Source organism: Hydrogenophaga sp. NH-16, assembly GCF_004006415.1.
Lineage (GTDB): Bacteria > Pseudomonadota > Gammaproteobacteria > Burkholderiales > Burkholderiaceae_C > Hydrogenophaga > Hydrogenophaga pseudoflava.
Genome location: NZ_CP029344.1, coordinates 3,361,318 through 3,378,109 on the forward strand (window position 1 = coordinate 3,361,318; position 16,792 = coordinate 3,378,109).

The following is a 16,792-nucleotide window of genomic DNA, read 5'->3' on the forward strand; positions in this document are numbered from 1 at the left end:
GACGCCCATGCCATCCCGAATTCCGACCCACCGGCCCCCGGTGCTAGGGACACCTTCTGTCGCTGTCAACGAATCCCGGCGCCACTGGGTGCGGACCGCCGCCGGCCTGGGGGCCGCCGGGCTGGGCCTGGCCCTGGTACCAGAGGTCCGGGTGTTCGCCCAGCAGGTGCAGGAATTCATCGAAGGCCCGCCGGTGCCGGACGTCAAACCCGAGCAGCTGTCGCCCCACGTCTGGATGGTTTACGCCAAGGAGGGCTTTCCGACACAGGACAACCAGGGCCTGATGGCGAGCGTCATCTTCGTGGTGACACAGAAGGGCGTGGTGGTGCTGGACAGCGGCGCCTCGCTGCAGATCGGTCAGATGGCCATCCGCATGATCAGGACCGTGACGCCCAAGCCGGTGATCGCGGTGTTCAACAGCCACTACCACGGCGACCACTGGCTGGGCAACCACGCCTTCGCCGACGCCTACGGCAAGGACCTGCCGATCCATGCGCTGGCCTACACGCGCGAGCAGATTGCCGGCCACGAGGGCAACCTCTGGCGCAGCCTGATGGAGCGCTGGACCAACCAGGCCACCCTGGGCACCCAGGTGGTGGCGCCCAACCGGACCGTCGAGCACGGACAGGTGTTCGACTATGGCGATGTGCAGATCCGGCTGCACCACTACGGCCGGGCCCACACGCCGTCGGACCTGTGTTTCGAGGTCGTGCAGGACCAGCTGACCTATGTGGGCGACATCGCGATGGCGAACCGTATCGCCAACATCGACGACGGTTCCTACCCGGGCACCTTCAAGTACTACGAGGCGCTCAGGAGCGCCGCGGGCGACCAGCTCTGGGTGCCCGGCCACGGCCGGGGCAGCAAGGACCTGCTGGACACCTATGGCACCTTCATGCGGGGCATCTGGGAACCGTGTATGCAGGCGGTCAAGGACGGCATTCCGCTGGATGGCGCCAAGGCGCTGGTGATGAAAGACCCCCGTGTCGCCAGCCGCGCGAAGACCATGGATGGCTTCGACAGCAACATCGGCAAATACACCAGCCTGGCCTACCTGGAAGCGGAGAAGGAAGCGTTCTGAACCTTCAGGCCCACCAGGGCAGCAGCCGCTTCATCGCGGCGACCTCACCCGGATGGTCGGGCAGGTAACCGGTCATCGACTGCAGGCGCTGCTGCCAGCTCGCGCTGCGCAACATCTTCAGCAACGCTTGCACCGGCGCCTGTTCCAGTGCCGATTTCAGGCACACCAGCAGGTAGCGCTCGTCCGTCAACGGCACAAAACCGAGTCCCTGGATGCGCGCTGTGTACTCTGTGCCCAGGCCCACGTCGGCTTCGCCGCTGGCCACGGCCTGGGCCACCGCCGCATGGGAGCTTTCCTCGCGGTCGAAGCCGTTGAGGTCGGCGCTGCTCAGGCCGTCCTGGCTCAGCAACTCCTCCAGCAGCAGCCGGGTGCCGGTGCCGATGGCGCGGTTGACGAAGCGGGCGCGCTGCAGAGACACATCGCGCAGATCGCGCAAGCGCAAGGGGTTGCCGGGCGCCACCATCAGGCCCTGCGAGCGGCGCGCGAAGCCGATGATCTTGTGTGTGCCGGGCTTGAGCAGCGGGCGGTAGGTGCGGGCGCTGCGGCTGTCGGCGTCCGCAAACGGCTGGGTGTGGAAGCCCGCCAGCAGGCAGCGGCCTTCGTTGAGGGCGCGGATCGCGTCGACGCTGCCGGTGAAGCGGATGTCCAGATGCACGCCGGGCTCGTTCGCCGTCTGCGACGAGGCGGCCAGTTCCTGAAGCTCGGCCAGCGCATGGTCGTGGCTGGCGTACAGCGTCAGGACCTCGCGGGGGCGCTGCGCGTCGTCGAAAGCCAAGGCAAAGGCCCGTTCCAGCTCCGCGCGCAGGCTCTCCATCTGCGGGCCCAGCCGCGCCTGGGCCAGACGCTCGGCCATCAGCAGGCGCTGGCCGAAGGGTGAGAGCAGGGCGGACTGCCCGCGTTCCCAGACCAACAGTTCGCGCCCGAGCTGCTGTTCCCACTCCTTGAGCTGGCCCCAGACATGGCGGTACGAGAGGCCCAACTGCCGGGCTGCCGCGGAAATCGAGCCTTGCTCGTGCACGGCGTGCAGCACATCCATCATCGGGTTGCTCAGCAACGCCGAGCCCCGCCCGCGCTCCGGGCGTTCGGCCATCAGCGAATAGGACATCGCAATCCGTTTCATGGGCGTCGAGTGTGCCTGAGAGCTTCCATATGCAAACAAGTTCCTATGTTGATTTGTTCATACCGAGTTGCCACGTACTCTCAAACCCGTAGCGCCCGCTTATGCTGCGGCGCAACGTATGAACACTTTTTCCGATAGCGCAGTCACCGCGCTCGAACTCATCCTCTCGGGCGATGCCAGTCTCTGGGCGATCGTGACGCGCTCCCTCGCCGTGAGCGCCACGGCCTGCCTGTTTGCCTGCGGCCTGGGACTCTTGCTCGGCGCCTGGCTGGCGGTGGCACGCTTCCCGGGCCGGCCGATGGTGCTGACCCTGCTCAACACCTTCCTTGCCATTCCCTCGGTGGTGGTGGGCCTGGTGATCTACCTGCTTCTCTCGCGTTCCGGCCCGCTGGGCTTTCTGGGCTGGCTGTTCAGCTTCCAGGCCATGGTGCTGGCGCAGGCGATCCTGGTGCTGCCCCTGGTCACCGCACTCACGCGCCAGGTGGTCGAAGACGCCGACCGCAACCACGGCGAGCAGCTGTCCTCGCTGGGCGCGGGTCTGGGGCTGCGCAGCCTGCTGATGGCCTGGGACGAACGTTATGCGCTGCTCACGGTGCTGATCACCGCCTTCGGCCGGGCGGTGTCCGAGGTCGGCGCGGTGATGATCGTCGGCGGCAACATCGACGGCTTCACCCGCGTCATGACCACCGCCATTGCGCTGGAAACCAGCAAGGGAGACCTGCCACTGGCGCTCGGTCTGGGCATCGTGCTGCTGGCGGTGGTGCTGCTGCTCAACAGCCTGGTGGCGCTGCTGCGCCGCTGGCGAGAGCACCTGGACGGTGGTGATCTGCGGATGGCCACGACATGAAGATGGAACTCTCCGCCACGGGCGAGGTGTTCGGCAGCGCCGGCGCGGCGCCGGCGGTGCTGACGCTGGCGTCGGTCCACGTGAGCCTCGGGCCTGCGGCGCAGGTGGAGGCATTGCGGAACATCACGCTGAGCATCCACGCCGGCGAGCGCGTGGCCCTGGTCGGGCCCAACGGCTGCGGCAAGAGCACGCTGCTGCGCACGCTGCACGGCCTGCTGTCCATTGCGCAGGGCCGGCGCGAGGTGCCCCATGCCTCGCGCATCGCCATGCTGTTCCAGCGTCCGCACATGCTGCGCATGTCGGTGCGGCGCAACTTGCAGCTGGGCCTATGGCTCAGTGGCGTGCCCTGGGGACAGACGCGCGAGCGTGCCCGGCAGGCGCTGGAGCGGGTGCAGCTGGCGGCGCTGGCCGAGCGCAATGGCCGTGCGCTGTCGGGCGGACAGCAGCAGCGCGTGGCGCTGGCGCGGGCCTGGGCGCTGCGGCCCGATGTGTGGCTGCTGGACGAGCCCACCGCGAGCCTGGACCCACACGCCAAGCGCGATGTCGAGGCGCTGATCGCCGACTTCGGCGACGAAGCGCCCGCACCCGGCCGATTGCCGCCCACGCTGGTGTTTGCCAGCCACAACCTTGGCCAGGTCAAGCGCCTGGCCAGCCGCGTGATCTATCTGGAGCAGGGCCGGCTGCTGGCCGACCTGCCGGTGAACGAGTTTTTCAACCACACCTTCCTGGAGGCGCACTGCCCCCAGGCCCATCTGTTCGTCAAAGGAGAAACCACATGAACCCATCCCTCACTTCCCGTCGCACCATCGTGCAACTGCTCGCCGCCGCCGGCCTCGTGTCGGCTGGCCTGCTGGGCGCCACTTCCGCGCTGGCCCAGAGCAGCATCGTCGTGGCCTCGACCACCTCCACCGAGCAGTCGGGCCTGTTCGGCCACATCCTGCCGGCCTTCAAGCAGGCCAGCGGCATCGACGTGAAGGTGGTGGCGCTGGGCACCGGCCAGGCCATCGACATGGCGCGCCGCGGCGACGCCGACGTGCTCTTCGTGCACGACAAGATCGCTGAAGAGAAATTCGTGGCCGATGGCTTCGCGGCCAAGCGCCAGGAGGTCATGTACAACGACTTCGTGCTGATCGGCCCCAAGGCCGATCCGGCCGGCACCAAGGGCAACGACATCGTGGCCGCGCTCAAGAAGATCGCCACCGCCAATGCGCCCTTCGTCTCGCGCGGCGACAAGAGCGGCACGCACGCGGCCGAGCTGCGCTTCTGGAAGATGACGGACACCGATGCCAACAAGGGCAGCGGCTACAAGGAATGCGGCTGTGGCATGGGCCCGGCGCTGAACATCGGCGCGAGCAGCGGCGCTTACGTGCTGGCCGACCGCGGCACCTGGCTCAACTTCAAGAACCGCGCCGACCTCGCGGTGCTGGTGGAAGGCGACAAGCGCCTGTTCAACCAGTACGGCGTGATGCTGGTGAGCGCCGCCAAGCACCCGCAGGTGAAGACGGCCGAGGGCCAGAAGTTCGTCGACTGGGTGACCGGCCCGGCCGGCCAGAAGGCGATTGCCGACTACAAGATCGGCGGCGAGCAGCTATTCTTTCCGAACGCCACGAAATGACGGTGCGCCTCAGCGCACCATCGCCACGCCCTTGATCTGGGCGTAGACCAGCTGACCCGGCGCCAGCGCCAGGCGCCGGGCCGACAGGCTGCTGATGCGCGAGAGCAGGGTGGCGCCCTGGCCGTCGGCGCCCAGGCGCAGGCTCACCACCACCTGCGCCGGGGCGTTGTCCGTCAGGCTGTCCACCACCGCCGGCAGCACGTTGAGCACGCTGGTCTGCGCAGGCATCACCAGCGACAGGCTCACATCCCGCGCCTGAATGTGCAGGCGCGCGCGCGTGCCAGGCTGTGGCACGCCCTGGCGCGACTGCGGCAGCAGCAATTGCCCACCGTCGATGTCGTAGACCGCGAGCTGGTCGGCCGGCGAGTAGCCGCTGCAGTGGCCCTGCAGCACCGAGACCGCACTGTCACCGCGCGCGAGCGGCAGGTTGCTGCGCGCGAGCATCTGGGCCAGCGGGCCGTCGGCCAGCACCCGGCCCTCTTCGAGCAACACCACGTGGTCGGCCAGCCGCGCCACCTCGTCCAGCGAATGGGTCACATAGACCACCGGCACGTCCAGCGCCTCGTGCAGCTGCTCCAGCCAGGGCAGGATCTCGGCCTTGCGCGCCGTGTCCAGGGCGGCCAGCGGCTCGTCCATCAGCAGCAGCTGCGGGCTGGTGGCCAGCGCGCGGGCAATGGCCACGCGCTGGCGCTCGCCGCCCGAGAGCTCGTGCGGCCGGCGCTGCAGCAGGTGGCCGATGCCCAGCAGCTCCAGCCCGTGGCGCCAGTCGTGCCGGCGCTGCGCGGCCGGTGTGCGGTCGAAGCCGAAGCGCAGGTTGCCCTCCACCGTCAGGTGGTCGAACAGGCTGGCCTCCTGGAACACATAGCCCAGTGCGCGCTGGTGCGTGGGCAGGAACACACCGCGCGCGCTGTCCTGCCAGGTCTGGCCGTCCACCACCACCGCGCCGGTGGCCTGGCGTTCCAGCCCGGCGAGCACGCGCAGGCAGGTGGTCTTGCCACTGCCCGAGGGGCCGAACAGCGCGGTGATGCCGTGGCCCGGCAGGGCCAGCCGCACGTCCAGCGCGAAGTCGCCCCGGTCCAGGCGGGCGTTCAGGGTCAGTGTGGTCTTGCTCATGAGGTGCGCACCCGGCGCGCCTGCCGCGCGTTGTAGACCTGCAGCGTCATCAGCGCCACGAACGCGAACACCAGCATCACCGCCGCCAGCCGGTGGGCGTCGGCGTATTCCAGTGCCTCGACGTGGTCGAAGATCTGCACCGACACCACCCGCGTGACGCCCGGGATGTTGCCGCCCACCATCAGCACCACGCCGAACTCGCCCACCGTGTGCGCGAAGCTCATGATGCAGCCCGTCACCAGGCCCGGTTTGCACAGCGGCAGCACCACATGAAAGAAGCGGTCCAGCGGCGAGGCGCGCAGCGTGGCCGCCGCCTCCAGCGGCCGCTCGCCCAGCGCCTGCATGCTGTTCAGGATGGGCTGCACCATGAACGGCAGCGAATAGAACACCGAGGCCACCACCAGCCCGGCGAAGGTGAAGGGCAGGGTGGGCAGACCCAGGGACACCATCCATGCGCCGATGGGCCCGTTCGGCCCCAGCCCCACCAGCAGATAGAACCCGAGCACCGACGGCGGCAGCACCAGCGGCAGCGCCACCAGCGCGCCCACGGGCCTGGCCACCCAGCTGCGCGAGCGCGCCAGCCACCACGCCAGCGGCGTGCCCAGCAGCAACAGGATCAGCGTGGTCAGCGCAGCGACTTTGAAGGTCAGCCAGAGCGCCTGGAGGTTGTCCGGGGTGAGGAACATGTCAGAGGTCGTAGCCGTAACTGCGGATCAGGTCCTTGATGTTCGGGCTCTGCAGCAGCTTGAACAGCTCTTTCGCAGCCTCGTTGTTCGCTCCCCGCTTGAGCAACACCGCGTCCTGCCGGATGGCGTCGTATTGGGTCTGCGGAATCACCCACATCGACCCTTCCTTGAGTTGGCCGCCTTCGAGCACCTGCGACATCGCCACAAAGCCGACGTCCGCATTGCCGGTTTTCACGAAGTTGAAGGTCTGGCCGATGCTCTCGCCCTGCACCAGCTTCGGCGCCAGCGCGTCCTTCAGGCCCAGCTTGTCCAGCACCTGCAGCGCGGCGGCGCCGTAGGGCGCGGTCTTGGGGTTGGCGAAAGCCACCTTGCCCAGGTCGGCCGCCTTGAGCACCGCGCCCTGGCCGTCCACCCGGCCGGGCCTGACCGACCACAGCACCAGCTTGCCGGTGGCGTAGGTGAAGCGCGTGCCCGGCTGCGCCAGGCCGTCCTTCTCCAGCATCTCGGGGCGCTCGTTGTCGGCCGAGAGGAAGACGTCGAACGGCGCGCCGTTTTTGATCTGCGTGTAGAACGCGCCCGACGCACCGGTGGAAATCTTCAGCGTGTGGCCGCTGGTCTTCTGCAGCACGGCGGCAATCGCCTTCATCGGCTCCGCAAAGTTGGCCGCCACCGCCACCTGGGCTTCGGCGGCGTGGGCGGCGGTGTGCGTGAACGCGACCCACAGGAGGGCGGAAAGGGAAGACAGCAGCAGACGCATGGGCACCTCGGTGTGAAGCGGAAAGGTGGCGGGGGTCGTTATCCCAAAATGGAATAGCGAGTGTAGCGCGTGGCCAGCCGGGCAGAATTGCGGCATGACAGACGCACCACCGCCGGCCGAACAGCCCCGCAACCTCCTCCACGGCGTGACCCTCGAGGCCATGGTCCGCGCACTGGAGGCGCACTACGGTTGGGACGAGCTTGCGCGGCGCATCCCCATCCGCTGCTTCGCGATCGACCCGAGCGTCAAGTCCAGCCTGACGTTCCTGCGCAAGACGCCATGGGCGCGGGAGAAGGTGGAGGGGCTTTACCTGTTCATGCTGCGGGAGGCGCGGCGGTCGCAGCGGGGTAGCGTCAGAGGTTTCCAGGGCGGTGGCTGAGGAGCAAGGCCGCCGTGTCATTGGCGGCAAAGCAGCGATTGCCGTGGTTCGGGGGTATCCGCTCCAGGACTGCTTTGGTAGACGAGGCGGTCATTCAAATACCTTCAGCGGTCCTGGTCCAAAGACGAGATTCACCTTGCGATGCGTCGGCAACCAACAAGTTGCGCCCACCTGTGTGAAGGCACTGATCCCGAGGGTTCCGTTCAGCCGCGAAACAGTACTCACCCAGCACCCTTGCTTCAAGATCGCAGCATTGGAATTCAGAGTGCCCATGTCAGCCACGACGAATGGCTCTCAGGTGCGCTATGTCCCGATGCACGGGATCTGAGATTGCAACGTCGCCCCTCAAAAGGCCTCGAGCTGTTTTTCGGGGTATAGAATAAAAAGCTGTTGGTGCTCGTGATGCTGTTCAGGCATTGCAGTTTAACGGGAAGCAGGAGGGCGAGTCCCACACGGACGAACCTAACCTGCGCTGCCCCCGCAACGGTAAGCAGACGGGTGGACCAAGGCATTGCCAAGGCCCCCATTTCTCAAAATTTCGCCACTGGGTCACACCGGGAAGGCTTTGGGAAACGTTCTGTCAGCCCGGATACCGGCCAACAAGGAGGCTGTGCCCCAGGCGCAGCCGCATTACCCAAACACCGTCGGGGAAGGCGGTGAGGGGTCTTCGCCGGTGTCCTCATGTCGTCCCTTCGCATTGCTTTGCGAGTCTGTGCCAGCGCCTGCGCCTGCGCCTGCGCTCGCAGGGGGCTGTCCGTTCGCCGCTGGAACCTGTGCTCGCTTTCCCCTTGGGTCTTTGCCGCCTTTTCAACCGCGTTGTGTCCAACGCACCCAACCCAAGGAGTCACTTCATGCACATCGAACCAGGTCTGGTGGACGGGGCCAAGCTCGCACTGAGCTACGCCACAGCGGCCGCCTGTGGCGGCTACACGCTCAAGCTGTCTGCCGACATGCTCAAAACAGATGGCGCGGCAGCCCTGCTGCTGCGGGCCCTGCTGGCGACGGCGCTGGTGTTCTGCTTTTTCGAGGTGCTGCCGCACCACCCGGTGGGCGTGTCCGAGGTGCACCTGATCCTGGGCACCACGCTGATGCTGCTGTTCGGCGCGGCGCCCGCGGCCATCGGGCTGGCGGGCGGCCTGCTGATCCAGGGCCTGTTCTTTGCACCTTTTGACCTGCCGCAGTACGGCATGAACCTGACCACGCTGCTGGTGCCGCTGTTCGCCACCGCAGCGCTGGCTCGGCGCGTCATTCCCGACCAGATGGCCTATGTGGATCTGCGCTACGGCCAGGCCCTGAAGCTGTCCCTGGCTTACCAGGGCGGCATCGTGCTGTGGGTGGGCTTCTGGGCGCTGTACGGGCGTGGCCTGGGCGCCGAGAACCTGGTGAGCATCGGCAGCTTCGGCGCCGCCTACATGAGCGTGGTGCTGGCCGAGCCGCTGATCGACCTGGCCGTGCTCGCACTGGCCAAGACGCTGCGTGGCCTGCAGGGCAGCGCGGTGGTGGAGCGCCGTCTGCACCAGGCCGCCTGACCGGGGGCACACCATGGGCCTCGGAACGGTCTGGTTTGTGGGGGCGGGTCCGGGCGATCCGGACCTGGTCACTGTCAAGGGGCGCGACCTGATCGCGCGCGCAGGGGCCATCCTGTTCGCCGGGTCGCTGGTGAACGAGGCGGCCACCCGCTGGGCACCGCCGGGCTGCGTCATCGCTGACAGCAAGGACATGACGCTGGAGCAGATGTCCGCCTGGCTGATTGCGAACGCCGCGCGCTGCGACACCGTGGTGCGCCTGCAGACCGGCGACCCGGCCCTCTACGGTACGCTGATCGAACTGGTGCAGCCGCTGGATGCGGCCGGTGCGCCGGTGGCGGTGGTGCCGGGCGTGTCCTCGGCCATGGCCTCGGCGGCGGCGGCGGTCGAGAGCTTCACCTTGCCCGAGGTCACGCAGACCACCATCTTCACGCGGGTGGAGGGGCGCACGCCCATGCCCGACGGCGAGGACCTGGCGGCGCTCGCGGCGCACCGCACGACCTTGTGCATCTTCCTGTCCATCACGCTGCTGCACAAGGTGGAGGCCGGTCTGCGCCAGGCCGGCTGGCCCGACGACGCGCCGGTGCTGGTGGTGCACAAGGCCAGCTGGCCCGGCGAGGAGCGCATCGTGCGCGGCACGCTGGCCACCATCAAACAACAGTGCCGCGACGCCGGCATCGTCAGCCAGGCCATGGTGATCGCCAGCCCCACGCTGGGCGCGCGCCACTGGCCCGAGCTGACCAGGTCCCGGCTCTACGACCCGGGCTTCACACACCGCTTCAGGAAAGCCACGACATGAACGACACCACGATCCTGCTGGTGGGCCACGGCTCGCGCGAGGACTCCGGCAACCAGGAAATCCGCGACTTCGTCGACCAGTGGCGCGCCCGCCAACCGGCCTGGCGCATCGAGGTCTGCTTCATCGAATTCGCCGCGCCCTCGCTGCACGACGGCCTGCTGGCCGCGGCGCAGTCGTCGCGCCGCGTGCTGGTGCTGCCGCTGATCCTGAACGCCGCCGGCCATGCCAAGATGGAAATTCCCGAAGCCATCGAACACGCCCGCGCACACGCGCCCGGCACCGAGTTCCTCTACGGCCCGCACCTGAGCGCCTGCGACCCCATCCTCGCCATCCTCAAGCGCCGCCTGCGCCAGGCCATGGCCATGCTGGACATGCCCGACCCCACCACCACCGGTGTGGTGCTGCTGGGCCGGGGCTCGTCGGACCGCGGTGCCAACGGCGACATGGCCAAGATGGCGCGCTGGCTGCAGGAGGACAGCGACCACGAGCTGGTGGACCTGGCCTTCACCGGCATCACCTGGCCGCGGCTGGAGCGCGTGGTGCAGCGCCAGGCGCTGATCGGTCTGCGGCAGGTGGTGGTGCTGCCCTACTACCTCTACACCGGCACGCTGATGCAGCGCATCCACCGCCAGGTGGACCACCTGCGCGCGCAGTACCCGCAGATCCGTTTTGCCTGCGGCACGCACTTCGGTTTCGAGAAGGAGATCTTCGAACTGGTGGAGCAGCGCGTGCACGACCTGCTGGCCGGCGTGCCCGACAGCCGGATGCCCTGCGACGGCTGCAGCTACCGCGAGATCGCGCACGACCTGGGCCATGGGCACTCGCACGAGCACACGCACGCCGCCGTGCATGTGCATCCGCACACCGCACAGGTGCAACCTGCATGAGCACCGTCAACACCGTCACCGAGCAGCTCACCGCCGCCGGCCAGGCGATCGAGCACGACAGCTTCGCCATCATCGACGCCGAGGCCGGCCCGCACGCCTACACGGCCGGGCAGTGGCCCATCGTGCGCCGCATGATCCACGCCAACGCCGACTTCGAGTTCAACGGCCTGACCGCCTTCCACCCCGACGCGGTGCAGGCGGGCATGGCCGCGGTGCTGCGTGGTGGCACGCCCGTGGTGGCCGACGTGGAGATGATCTGCTCGGGCCTGTCCCGGCCGCGCCTGGCGCACTTCGGCATGGCCACGCACCAGTTCATCAGCGATGCCGACGTGATTGCGCAGGCGCAGGCACAGAACACCACCCGCGCCGTGCAGGCCATGCGCAAGGCGCACCGCCTGGGCCTGCTGCAGGGCGCCATCGTCGGCATCGGCAACGCGCCCACCGCGCTGATCGAGCTGGTGCGGCTGATCGTGGAAGACGGTGTGCGCCCCGCCCTGGTGGTCGGCATGCCGGTGGGCTTCGTGTCGGCCGCAGAGTCGAAAGACCTGATGGCGCAGATCGCCGACGTGCCCTGGATCGTCATCCGCGGCCGCAAGGGCGGCTCTACCCTGGTGGTCGCCGCCCTGCACGCGCTGCTGGCGCTGGCCGAGGCGCAGCAACGCACCGAGGGCGCCTGAATGGACAGCACCACCCCGCGCGGCACCCGCACCGGCTTCACCACCGGCGCCTGTGCGGCCGCGGCCGCCCGGGCCGCCGCGCAGGGACTGGAAACCGGTGCGGTCCCCGATGCCATGGAGAGCCTGCTGCCCAACGGCCAGCGCGTGCGTTTTGCCGTGCACGACGGACGCTGCGATGCGCACAGCGCCCACGCCATGGTGGTGAAGTTCGCGGGCGACGACCCGGACTGCACCGACGGCGCCCACCTCACGGTGGACCTGTGCCTGCTGCCCGGCCGCGCGGGCGAGATCAGCTTCGTGGCCGGCGACGGCGTGGGCACGGTGACTCTGCCTGGCCTCGGGCTGGCGGTGGGCGGTCCGGCCATCAATCCGGTGCCGCGCCAGAACATCGCCGACAACCTGCGCGAGGCCGCGCCGAGGCTGCTCACACAGCACGGGCTGGAGGTCACCGTGAGCGTGCCCGGCGGCCAGGAGATGGCGAAGAAGACCACCAACGCGCGGCTGGGCATCCTGGGCGGCATCAGCATCCTGGGCACCACCGGCATCGTCAAACCCTATTCCACCGCCGCCTGGCGGGCCAGCGTGGTGCAGGGCATCCAGGTGGCGGCCACACTGGACCACGGCGTGGTGGCGCTGACCACCGGCGGCCGCACCGAGACCTTCGCCATGCAGACGCTGCGCGCAGAGCGGCCCGGCCTGCCCGCCGCCTGCTTCGTGCAGATGGGCGACTTCCTGCGCTACGCGCTCGACGAGGTGGTGGCCCAGGGCCTGCCCGAGGTGGTGCTGGGCGTGATGGTGGGCAAGCTGACCAAGATCGCCCAGGGCGAGACCATCACCCACGCCAACCGCAACATGGTGGACACCGACCTGGTGGCCGAGATCGCCCGCCAGATCGGCGCCACGGCCGAGGACTGCGCCGCCATCGCCGCCGCCGAAACCGCGCGCTTCGGCGCCGAGCTGATGGTCGAGCGCGGCCTGGGCCCGGCCTTTCACGAAGCGCTGGCGCAGCGCGCCATCGACACCCTGACCGCCCCCGAACGCTACGGCCACGCCTTTGCGCTGCGCGTGCTGGTGTGCGACTTCAGCGGCCAGCCGGTGGCCGACGTGCGTTCGGCCCCCGCCGAGGCGCGACCCCGCCCCGCCACGGCCGGGCGCACCGGCATCGGCCACACCCACCACTCCGACTTCGACACCGAATGAACGATCTTCCCTCCCACGATCCCAACCGCTGCCGCGTGATCGGCGTGCTCGACGACGGCGTGGCCAGCCTCGGCGCCACCGCACTGGCCCACCTGCGCACGGCCGACGTGGTGATCGGCGGCGCGCGCACGCTGGCGCTGCTGCGGCACGCGCTCAAACCCGGCGCCGTCACCCACGACCTGACAGGCCAGCTGAAGGCGGTGCCCGGCTGGGTGCGCGCCGCGCGCGAGGCCCACCAGGCCTGCGTGGTGCTGGCCACAGGCGACCCGCTGTGCCACGGCATCGCGCCTTACCTGGCCCAGCACCTGTGCCTGGACGCGCTGGAGATCCTGCCCAACCTGTCCACTCTGCAACTGGCCTGCGCCCGCGTCGGTCTGGCCTGGCAGGATGCGCGCATCGTCTCTGTGCACGCCGCCGATGCCGGCGAGTGGCAGCGCGGCGCCCCGCCCACACACGGCCTGTACGCGCTGGCCCAGGCCCTGCGCGCCGAGCAGCGCCTGCTGCTGCTGACCAGTCCGGCGAACAGCCCCGACCGCATCGCCCGCCTGCTGCTGGCCGAAGGCCTGGGCAGCGACTTCCACATGGCCGTGGCCGAAAACCTGCTGCAGGCCAACGAACAGGTGCATGCGCAGCTCAGCCCCGCCGACGCGGCCCGGATGCGCTTTGCCGAGCTGAACGTGGTGCTGCTGTGGCGCACCCGGCCGCGGCCACAGCCGGTGCGCTTCGGTCTGGTGGACAGTGCCTTCGAACAGCGCCAGCCCGAGAAGGGCCTGATCACCAAGCAGGAGGTGCGCGCCGTCAGTCTGGCGCGGCTGCAGCTGCGCGCCGACAGCGTGGTCTGGGACATCGGTGCCGGCAGCGGCTCGGTGGGGCTGGAGGCCGCCCGCCTGTGCCCGCAGGGCCATGTGTTCGCCATCGAGAAGAACGAGGCCGACCACGCCATCGCCCGGCGCAACCACGCGGCCTTCGGCGTCAGCAACTACACCTTGCAGCATGGCAAGGCGCCCGAGGGCCTGGAGGCCTGGCCCGACCCCGATGCGGTGTTCGTCGGTGGCTCGGGTGGCGAGCTGGCCGGACTGATCGGCCAGGTGCTGCGGCGCCTGCGGCCCGGCGGCCGGCTGGTGATGAACTTCGTGACGCTGGAGAATCTGGCCACCGCCACCCAGGCCCTGCAGCAGCTGAACGCCGACTGGGACGTGCTGCAGCTGCAGGCCGCGCGCAGCCGCCCCATCCTGCACATGCACCGCATGGCCGCCGAGAACCCTGTGTGGCTGGTGTGCGCCGGCGTGGGTCCCATGGTCCACGGCGAACACGGGCCGGTGGTGGCGGCGGAGGAGACGGCGCATGGCTGACGTCGCGCCCGCCACCGCTCCGCGCATGGGCACGCTGCACGGCATCTCGCTGGGCCCGGGCGACCCCGGCCTGGTCACCCGCGCGGCCTGGGCCGCGCTGGAGCGCCGCGACGCCATCTGGGTCTACCCGGTGCGCAGCGGCAAGACGCCCAGCTATGCGCTGGACATCGTGATGCGCGCCGGGCTGCCGCTGCCCGAGACCCACACGCCGCTGCTGTTTCCCATGACCCACGACGGCGAGAAGCTGGCGCGCGCCTGGCTGAAGGCCGCGCAGACCGTGCTGCCCTGGCTGCAGGCCGGGCGCGACGTGCTGTTCCTGGTGGAAGGCGATGCGTCCACCTACGCCACCTTCGGCCACCTGGCGCGCACCCTGCGTGGGCTGGACCAGCGCGTGTCCGTTGAAGTGATCGCCGGCGTCAACTCCTTCACCGCCGCCTGCGCCGACGTCGGCGAACCCTTTGCCGAACAGGACGACACCGTGGCCATCGTGCCGGCCGCCTACGGCGTGGGCGCGGTTGACCGGCTGCTGCCCGACTTCGACACCCTCGTGCTGATGAAGATCAAGCCGCTGATCGAGGACCTGCTGGACTGGCTGCAGGCGCGCGACCTGCTGGGCGGCGCGCATTTCGTGGAGCGTGTGGGCGCGCTGGACGAGCGCCGGCTGTCCGGCCCCGAACTGCTCACGCTGCGCGGCAGCAAGGTCAGCTACCTCTCGCTGCTGATCGTGAAGAATCCCCGCCGCGTGCGCGGCGAGCGCATCAAGGGCTGCCTGAAAAAGAGCGGTCCGCCACCACTGGAGACCGCCCCATGAACCCGGACATCACCAACGCACCTCCCCGCGTCTGCCTGGTCGCCATCACCAAGCACGGCGTTGCCCAGGCGGCCACGCTGGCGCGGCAGTTGCCGCAGGCGTCGCTCTGTGTCACGGCCAAGTTCACCGACGCCACCCAGGGCCTGTCCAACCCGGTGCAGGCCTACGAGGGTGCGTTCAAGGACCAGATCGGGTCGCTCTTCCAGGCCTTCGACCAGATCGTGTTCTTCGTCTCGCTGGGCGCCGTGGTGCGCCTGATCGCGTCGCACCTGAAGAGCAAGGACGAGGACCCCGGCGTGCTGGTGGTGGATGACGCCGGCCAGTTCGTCATTCCCGTGCTCTCGGGCCACGTGGGCGGCGCCAACGCCATGGCCGAGACCGTGGCCGCGCTGCTGGGCGCCACGGCGGTGCTCACCACCGCGTCGGACGTGGGCAAGACCATTCCCGTGGACATCCTGGGCCGCGAGCTGGGCTGGCGTGTCGAGGCCCCCAAGATCAACATCACCCGGGTGTCCGCCGCCGTGGTCAACGAAGAACCGGTCGCCCTGGTGCAGGAGGCCGGCAGCCCGCACTGGTGGACCCGCCCCACCCCGCTGCCGCCGAACATCCACCGCCACACGCGGCTGGAGGACGTGGACCTGGCCCGCTACCGCGCGGTGCTGTGGATCACCCACCGCCCGGTGGACGACGCGCTGTGGCAGACCCTGAACGAACGGCTGGTGGTGTACCGCCCGCCACAGCCCGTGGGCACCAGCACCACCACCACCGAGGCCGCGGCATGAAAGTGGCCCTGGGCATCGGCTGCGACCGCGGCACCCCGCTGGCCACGCTGGAGCGCGCGGTCGACGAGGCCTTGGCCGTGGCCGGCCTGGACCGCCGGCAGGTGGCGGGCCTGGGCAGCATCACGCTCAAGGCCGACGAGCCCGCGCTGCTGGCCCTGGCGGCGCAGCAGGGCTGGCCGCTGCGGTTCTACCCCGCCGCACAACTGGCCGAGGTCGCGGTGCCGAACCCGTCCGAAACCGTGCGCCGCCACACCGGCACCCCCTCGGTCTCCGAAGCCGCGGCGCTGCTGGCCGCGGGCACCACCGAGGCCGCCGCCCTGTGCGTCGAGAAGCACCGGCTGCGCGGCGACGATGGGCGCCATGCCACCGTGTCCGTGGCGCGCGTGATGCCCCGAACGGCCATCCCGCCTTGCGTCGCCAGCACCGACCCCAACCGCCGCTTCACGGTCGCCGAGCGCGAGGCGGTGCAGTCGCTGATGCAGGTGCGGCGCGACATGCGCCACTTCAGCGCCGGTACGCAAATCGCCGACGACGTCAGGGCGCGCCTGCAGTCGGCGCTGCTCGCCGCGCCGTCGGTGGGGCTGATGCAGCCCCTGCGGGTGCTGCGCATCACCGCCCCGGCGTTGCGCGACCGGCTGGCCGCCGCCGTGGACGCGGAGCGGATGCGCACCGCCCAGGCCATGGGATCGCGCGCGGCCGAGTTCCTGGCGCTGAAGGTGGAAGGGGTGCGCGAGTGCGCTGAACTGTGGGCGCTGGTGCTGGCGCCAGACGACGGCACGCTGTTCGGTCGCCGCACGCTGGCGAGCGAAATGGCGTGGTGCTCGGCAGGCGCCGCCGTGCAGAACCTCTGGCTGGCCGCGCGCGCCGAACACCTGGGTCTCGGATGGGTGTCGCTGTTCGAACCCGGCGACCTGCACACGCTGCTGGCGCTCCCCGCGGGCGCCGTGCCGCTGGGCCTGCTGTGCATCGGTCCGGTGGATCGCTTCTACGAAACACCCCTGCTCATCCAGCAACAGTGGCGCCAGGCGCGTCCGGTTCCGGCCTTGTTCACCGAGAACACCTGGGCCCCGTCCTGGAACACCGACACCAGCGCCATCACCGAACAACCGCTGCATGGCTGACCGCGGCCTTGCCATTGAACCCCCGCCCGTCCCAAGGAA

18 protein-coding genes and 1 riboswitch are annotated in these 16,792 nt (G+C 69.5%); of the genes, 14 read left to right on the forward strand and 4 right to left on the reverse strand.

Annotation, left to right across the window (positions count from 1 at the left end):
* Positions 1–7: 7 nt before the first annotated feature.
* Entirely contained in the window at positions 8–1,081 is a 1,074-nt protein-coding gene (locus DD542_RS16170; RefSeq protein ID WP_127806339.1) for an MBL fold metallo-hydrolase, read from the forward strand.
* Between the two features lie 4 nt (positions 1,082–1,085).
* Here DD542_RS16170 and DD542_RS16175 read toward each other — a convergent pair whose 3' ends face one another.
* Positions 1,086–2,201 carry a substrate-binding domain-containing protein gene (locus DD542_RS16175; protein WP_127806340.1) on the reverse strand — a complete coding sequence of 372 codons (1,116 nt, stop codon included), beginning with the start codon at positions 2,199–2,201 and terminating at the stop codon, positions 1,086–1,088.
* 118 nt (positions 2,202–2,319) lie between these two features.
* On the opposite strand from DD542_RS16175, the gene DD542_RS16180 reads away from it, so the two are divergent.
* Genes DD542_RS16180 through DD542_RS16190 form a run of 3 tightly spaced genes read left to right on the forward strand, consistent with a single transcriptional unit; the run spans position 2,320 to position 4,663 of the window.
* A complete protein-coding gene (locus tag DD542_RS16180) occupies positions 2,320–3,048 on the forward strand; it encodes an ABC transporter permease (RefSeq protein WP_127806341.1) in 729 nt (242 codons plus the stop codon).
* 2 nt (positions 3,049–3,050) lie between these two features.
* Complete coding sequence (locus DD542_RS16185; protein WP_206610828.1) at positions 3,051–3,827, forward strand: phosphate ABC transporter ATP-binding protein; 777 nt, start codon at positions 3,051–3,053, stop codon at positions 3,825–3,827.
* Positions 3,824–4,663, forward strand: a complete 840-nt coding sequence (locus DD542_RS16190; protein ID WP_127806343.1) for an extracellular solute-binding protein — start codon at positions 3,824–3,826, stop codon at positions 4,661–4,663. Before DD542_RS16185 ends, DD542_RS16190 begins: the two co-directional genes overlap by 4 nt.
* Positions 4,664–4,672: 9 nt before the next feature.
* Here the strand turns inward: DD542_RS16190 and modC are convergent, their stop codons facing one another.
* From modC to modA, 3 genes are read right to left on the reverse strand one after another with little or no spacing between them, the layout of a single operon-like run.
* Positions 4,673–5,776 (reverse strand): molybdenum ABC transporter ATP-binding protein, encoded by a 1,104-nt coding sequence (modC, locus tag DD542_RS16195; protein WP_127806344.1) that lies wholly within the window; start codon positions 5,774–5,776, stop codon positions 4,673–4,675.
* Positions 5,773–6,462, reverse strand: a complete 690-nt coding sequence (modB, locus tag DD542_RS16200; protein ID WP_127806345.1) for a molybdate ABC transporter permease subunit — start codon at positions 6,460–6,462, stop codon at positions 5,773–5,775. The genes modC and modB overlap by 4 nt, the downstream gene beginning before the upstream one ends.
* A gap of 1 nt (position 6,463) precedes the next feature.
* Complete coding sequence (modA, locus tag DD542_RS16205) at positions 6,464–7,219, reverse strand: molybdate ABC transporter substrate-binding protein (RefSeq protein WP_127806346.1); 756 nt, start codon at positions 7,217–7,219, stop codon at positions 6,464–6,466.
* Between the two features lie 94 nt (positions 7,220–7,313).
* Between modA and DD542_RS16210 the strand changes: the two genes are divergently transcribed.
* From DD542_RS16210 to bluB, 10 genes are all read left to right on the forward strand, one after another.
* Positions 7,314–7,598: a VF530 family protein gene (locus DD542_RS16210; protein WP_127806347.1), complete on the forward strand. Its 285-nt coding sequence runs from the start codon at positions 7,314–7,316 to the stop codon at positions 7,596–7,598.
* 374 nt (positions 7,599–7,972) lie between these two features.
* A riboswitch (cobalamin riboswitch) is annotated at positions 7,973–8,214 on the forward strand.
* A gap of 235 nt (positions 8,215–8,449) precedes the next feature.
* On the forward strand, positions 8,450–9,127 hold the full coding sequence (locus DD542_RS16215) for an energy-coupling factor ABC transporter permease (RefSeq protein ID WP_127806348.1): 678 nt from the start codon (positions 8,450–8,452) through the stop codon (positions 9,125–9,127).
* 13 nt (positions 9,128–9,140) lie between these two features.
* Entirely contained in the window at positions 9,141–9,923 is a 783-nt protein-coding gene (gene cobM, locus DD542_RS16220) for a precorrin-4 C(11)-methyltransferase (RefSeq protein WP_127806349.1), read from the forward strand.
* Complete coding sequence (locus tag DD542_RS16225; protein WP_127806350.1) at positions 9,920–10,810, forward strand: sirohydrochlorin chelatase; 891 nt, start codon at positions 9,920–9,922, stop codon at positions 10,808–10,810. Before cobM ends, DD542_RS16225 begins: the two co-directional genes overlap by 4 nt.
* Complete coding sequence (locus tag DD542_RS16230; protein WP_127806351.1) at positions 10,807–11,487, forward strand: precorrin-8X methylmutase; 681 nt, start codon at positions 10,807–10,809, stop codon at positions 11,485–11,487. Before DD542_RS16225 ends, DD542_RS16230 begins: the two co-directional genes overlap by 4 nt.
* Positions 11,488–12,687 carry a cobalt-precorrin-5B (C(1))-methyltransferase gene (locus tag DD542_RS16235; protein WP_127806352.1) on the forward strand — a complete coding sequence of 400 codons (1,200 nt, stop codon included), beginning with the start codon at positions 11,488–11,490 and terminating at the stop codon, positions 12,685–12,687.
* On the forward strand, positions 12,684–14,039 hold the full coding sequence (gene cbiE / locus DD542_RS16240; protein WP_127806353.1) for a precorrin-6y C5,15-methyltransferase (decarboxylating) subunit CbiE: 1,356 nt from the start codon (positions 12,684–12,686) through the stop codon (positions 14,037–14,039). The genes DD542_RS16235 and cbiE overlap by 4 nt, the downstream gene beginning before the upstream one ends.
* On the forward strand, positions 14,032–14,850 hold the full coding sequence (cobI, locus tag DD542_RS16245; protein WP_127806354.1) for a precorrin-2 C(20)-methyltransferase: 819 nt from the start codon (positions 14,032–14,034) through the stop codon (positions 14,848–14,850). Before cbiE ends, cobI begins: the two co-directional genes overlap by 8 nt.
* Positions 14,847–15,632 carry a cobalamin biosynthesis central domain-containing protein gene (locus tag DD542_RS16250; RefSeq protein WP_206610684.1) on the forward strand — a complete coding sequence of 262 codons (786 nt, stop codon included), beginning with the start codon at positions 14,847–14,849 and terminating at the stop codon, positions 15,630–15,632. Before cobI ends, DD542_RS16250 begins: the two co-directional genes overlap by 4 nt.
* Positions 15,629–16,753, forward strand: coding sequence for a 5,6-dimethylbenzimidazole synthase (gene bluB, locus DD542_RS16255; protein WP_127806355.1), 1,125 nt, complete (start codon positions 15,629–15,631; stop codon positions 16,751–16,753). The genes DD542_RS16250 and bluB overlap by 4 nt, the downstream gene beginning before the upstream one ends.
* The last annotated feature ends 39 nt before the right edge of the window (positions 16,754–16,792 follow it).

Excerpts from the sequence above, each read along its gene's own strand:
- DD542_RS16170 (WP_127806339.1), top strand. The coding sequence starts at position 8 with ATGCCATCCCGAATTCCGACCCACCGGCCCCCGGTGCTAGGGACACCT.
- DD542_RS16175 (WP_127806340.1), bottom strand. The coding sequence starts at position 2,201 with ATGAAACGGATTGCGATGTCCTATTCGCTGATGGCCGAACGCCCGGAG.
- DD542_RS16180 (WP_127806341.1), top strand. The coding sequence starts at position 2,320 with ATGAACACTTTTTCCGATAGCGCAGTCACCGCGCTCGAACTCATCCTC.
- DD542_RS16185 (WP_206610828.1), top strand. The coding sequence starts at position 3,051 with ATGGAACTCTCCGCCACGGGCGAGGTGTTCGGCAGCGCCGGCGCGGCG.
- DD542_RS16190 (WP_127806343.1), top strand. The coding sequence starts at position 3,824 with ATGAACCCATCCCTCACTTCCCGTCGCACCATCGTGCAACTGCTCGCC.
- modC (WP_127806344.1), bottom strand. The coding sequence starts at position 5,776 with ATGAGCAAGACCACACTGACCCTGAACGCCCGCCTGGACCGGGGCGAC.
- modB (WP_127806345.1), bottom strand. The coding sequence starts at position 6,462 with ATGTTCCTCACCCCGGACAACCTCCAGGCGCTCTGGCTGACCTTCAAA.
- modA (WP_127806346.1), bottom strand. The coding sequence starts at position 7,219 with ATGCGTCTGCTGCTGTCTTCCCTTTCCGCCCTCCTGTGGGTCGCGTTC.
- DD542_RS16210 (WP_127806347.1), top strand. The coding sequence starts at position 7,314 with ATGACAGACGCACCACCGCCGGCCGAACAGCCCCGCAACCTCCTCCAC.
- DD542_RS16215 (WP_127806348.1), top strand. The coding sequence starts at position 8,450 with ATGCACATCGAACCAGGTCTGGTGGACGGGGCCAAGCTCGCACTGAGC.
- cobM (WP_127806349.1), top strand. The coding sequence starts at position 9,141 with ATGGGCCTCGGAACGGTCTGGTTTGTGGGGGCGGGTCCGGGCGATCCG.
- DD542_RS16225 (WP_127806350.1), top strand. The coding sequence starts at position 9,920 with ATGAACGACACCACGATCCTGCTGGTGGGCCACGGCTCGCGCGAGGAC.
- DD542_RS16230 (WP_127806351.1), top strand. The coding sequence starts at position 10,807 with ATGAGCACCGTCAACACCGTCACCGAGCAGCTCACCGCCGCCGGCCAG.
- DD542_RS16235 (WP_127806352.1), top strand. The coding sequence starts at position 11,488 with ATGGACAGCACCACCCCGCGCGGCACCCGCACCGGCTTCACCACCGGC.
- cbiE (WP_127806353.1), top strand. The coding sequence starts at position 12,684 with ATGAACGATCTTCCCTCCCACGATCCCAACCGCTGCCGCGTGATCGGC.
- cobI (WP_127806354.1), top strand. The coding sequence starts at position 14,032 with ATGGCTGACGTCGCGCCCGCCACCGCTCCGCGCATGGGCACGCTGCAC.
- DD542_RS16250 (WP_206610684.1), top strand. The coding sequence starts at position 14,847 with ATGAACCCGGACATCACCAACGCACCTCCCCGCGTCTGCCTGGTCGCC.
- bluB (WP_127806355.1), top strand. The coding sequence starts at position 15,629 with ATGAAAGTGGCCCTGGGCATCGGCTGCGACCGCGGCACCCCGCTGGCC.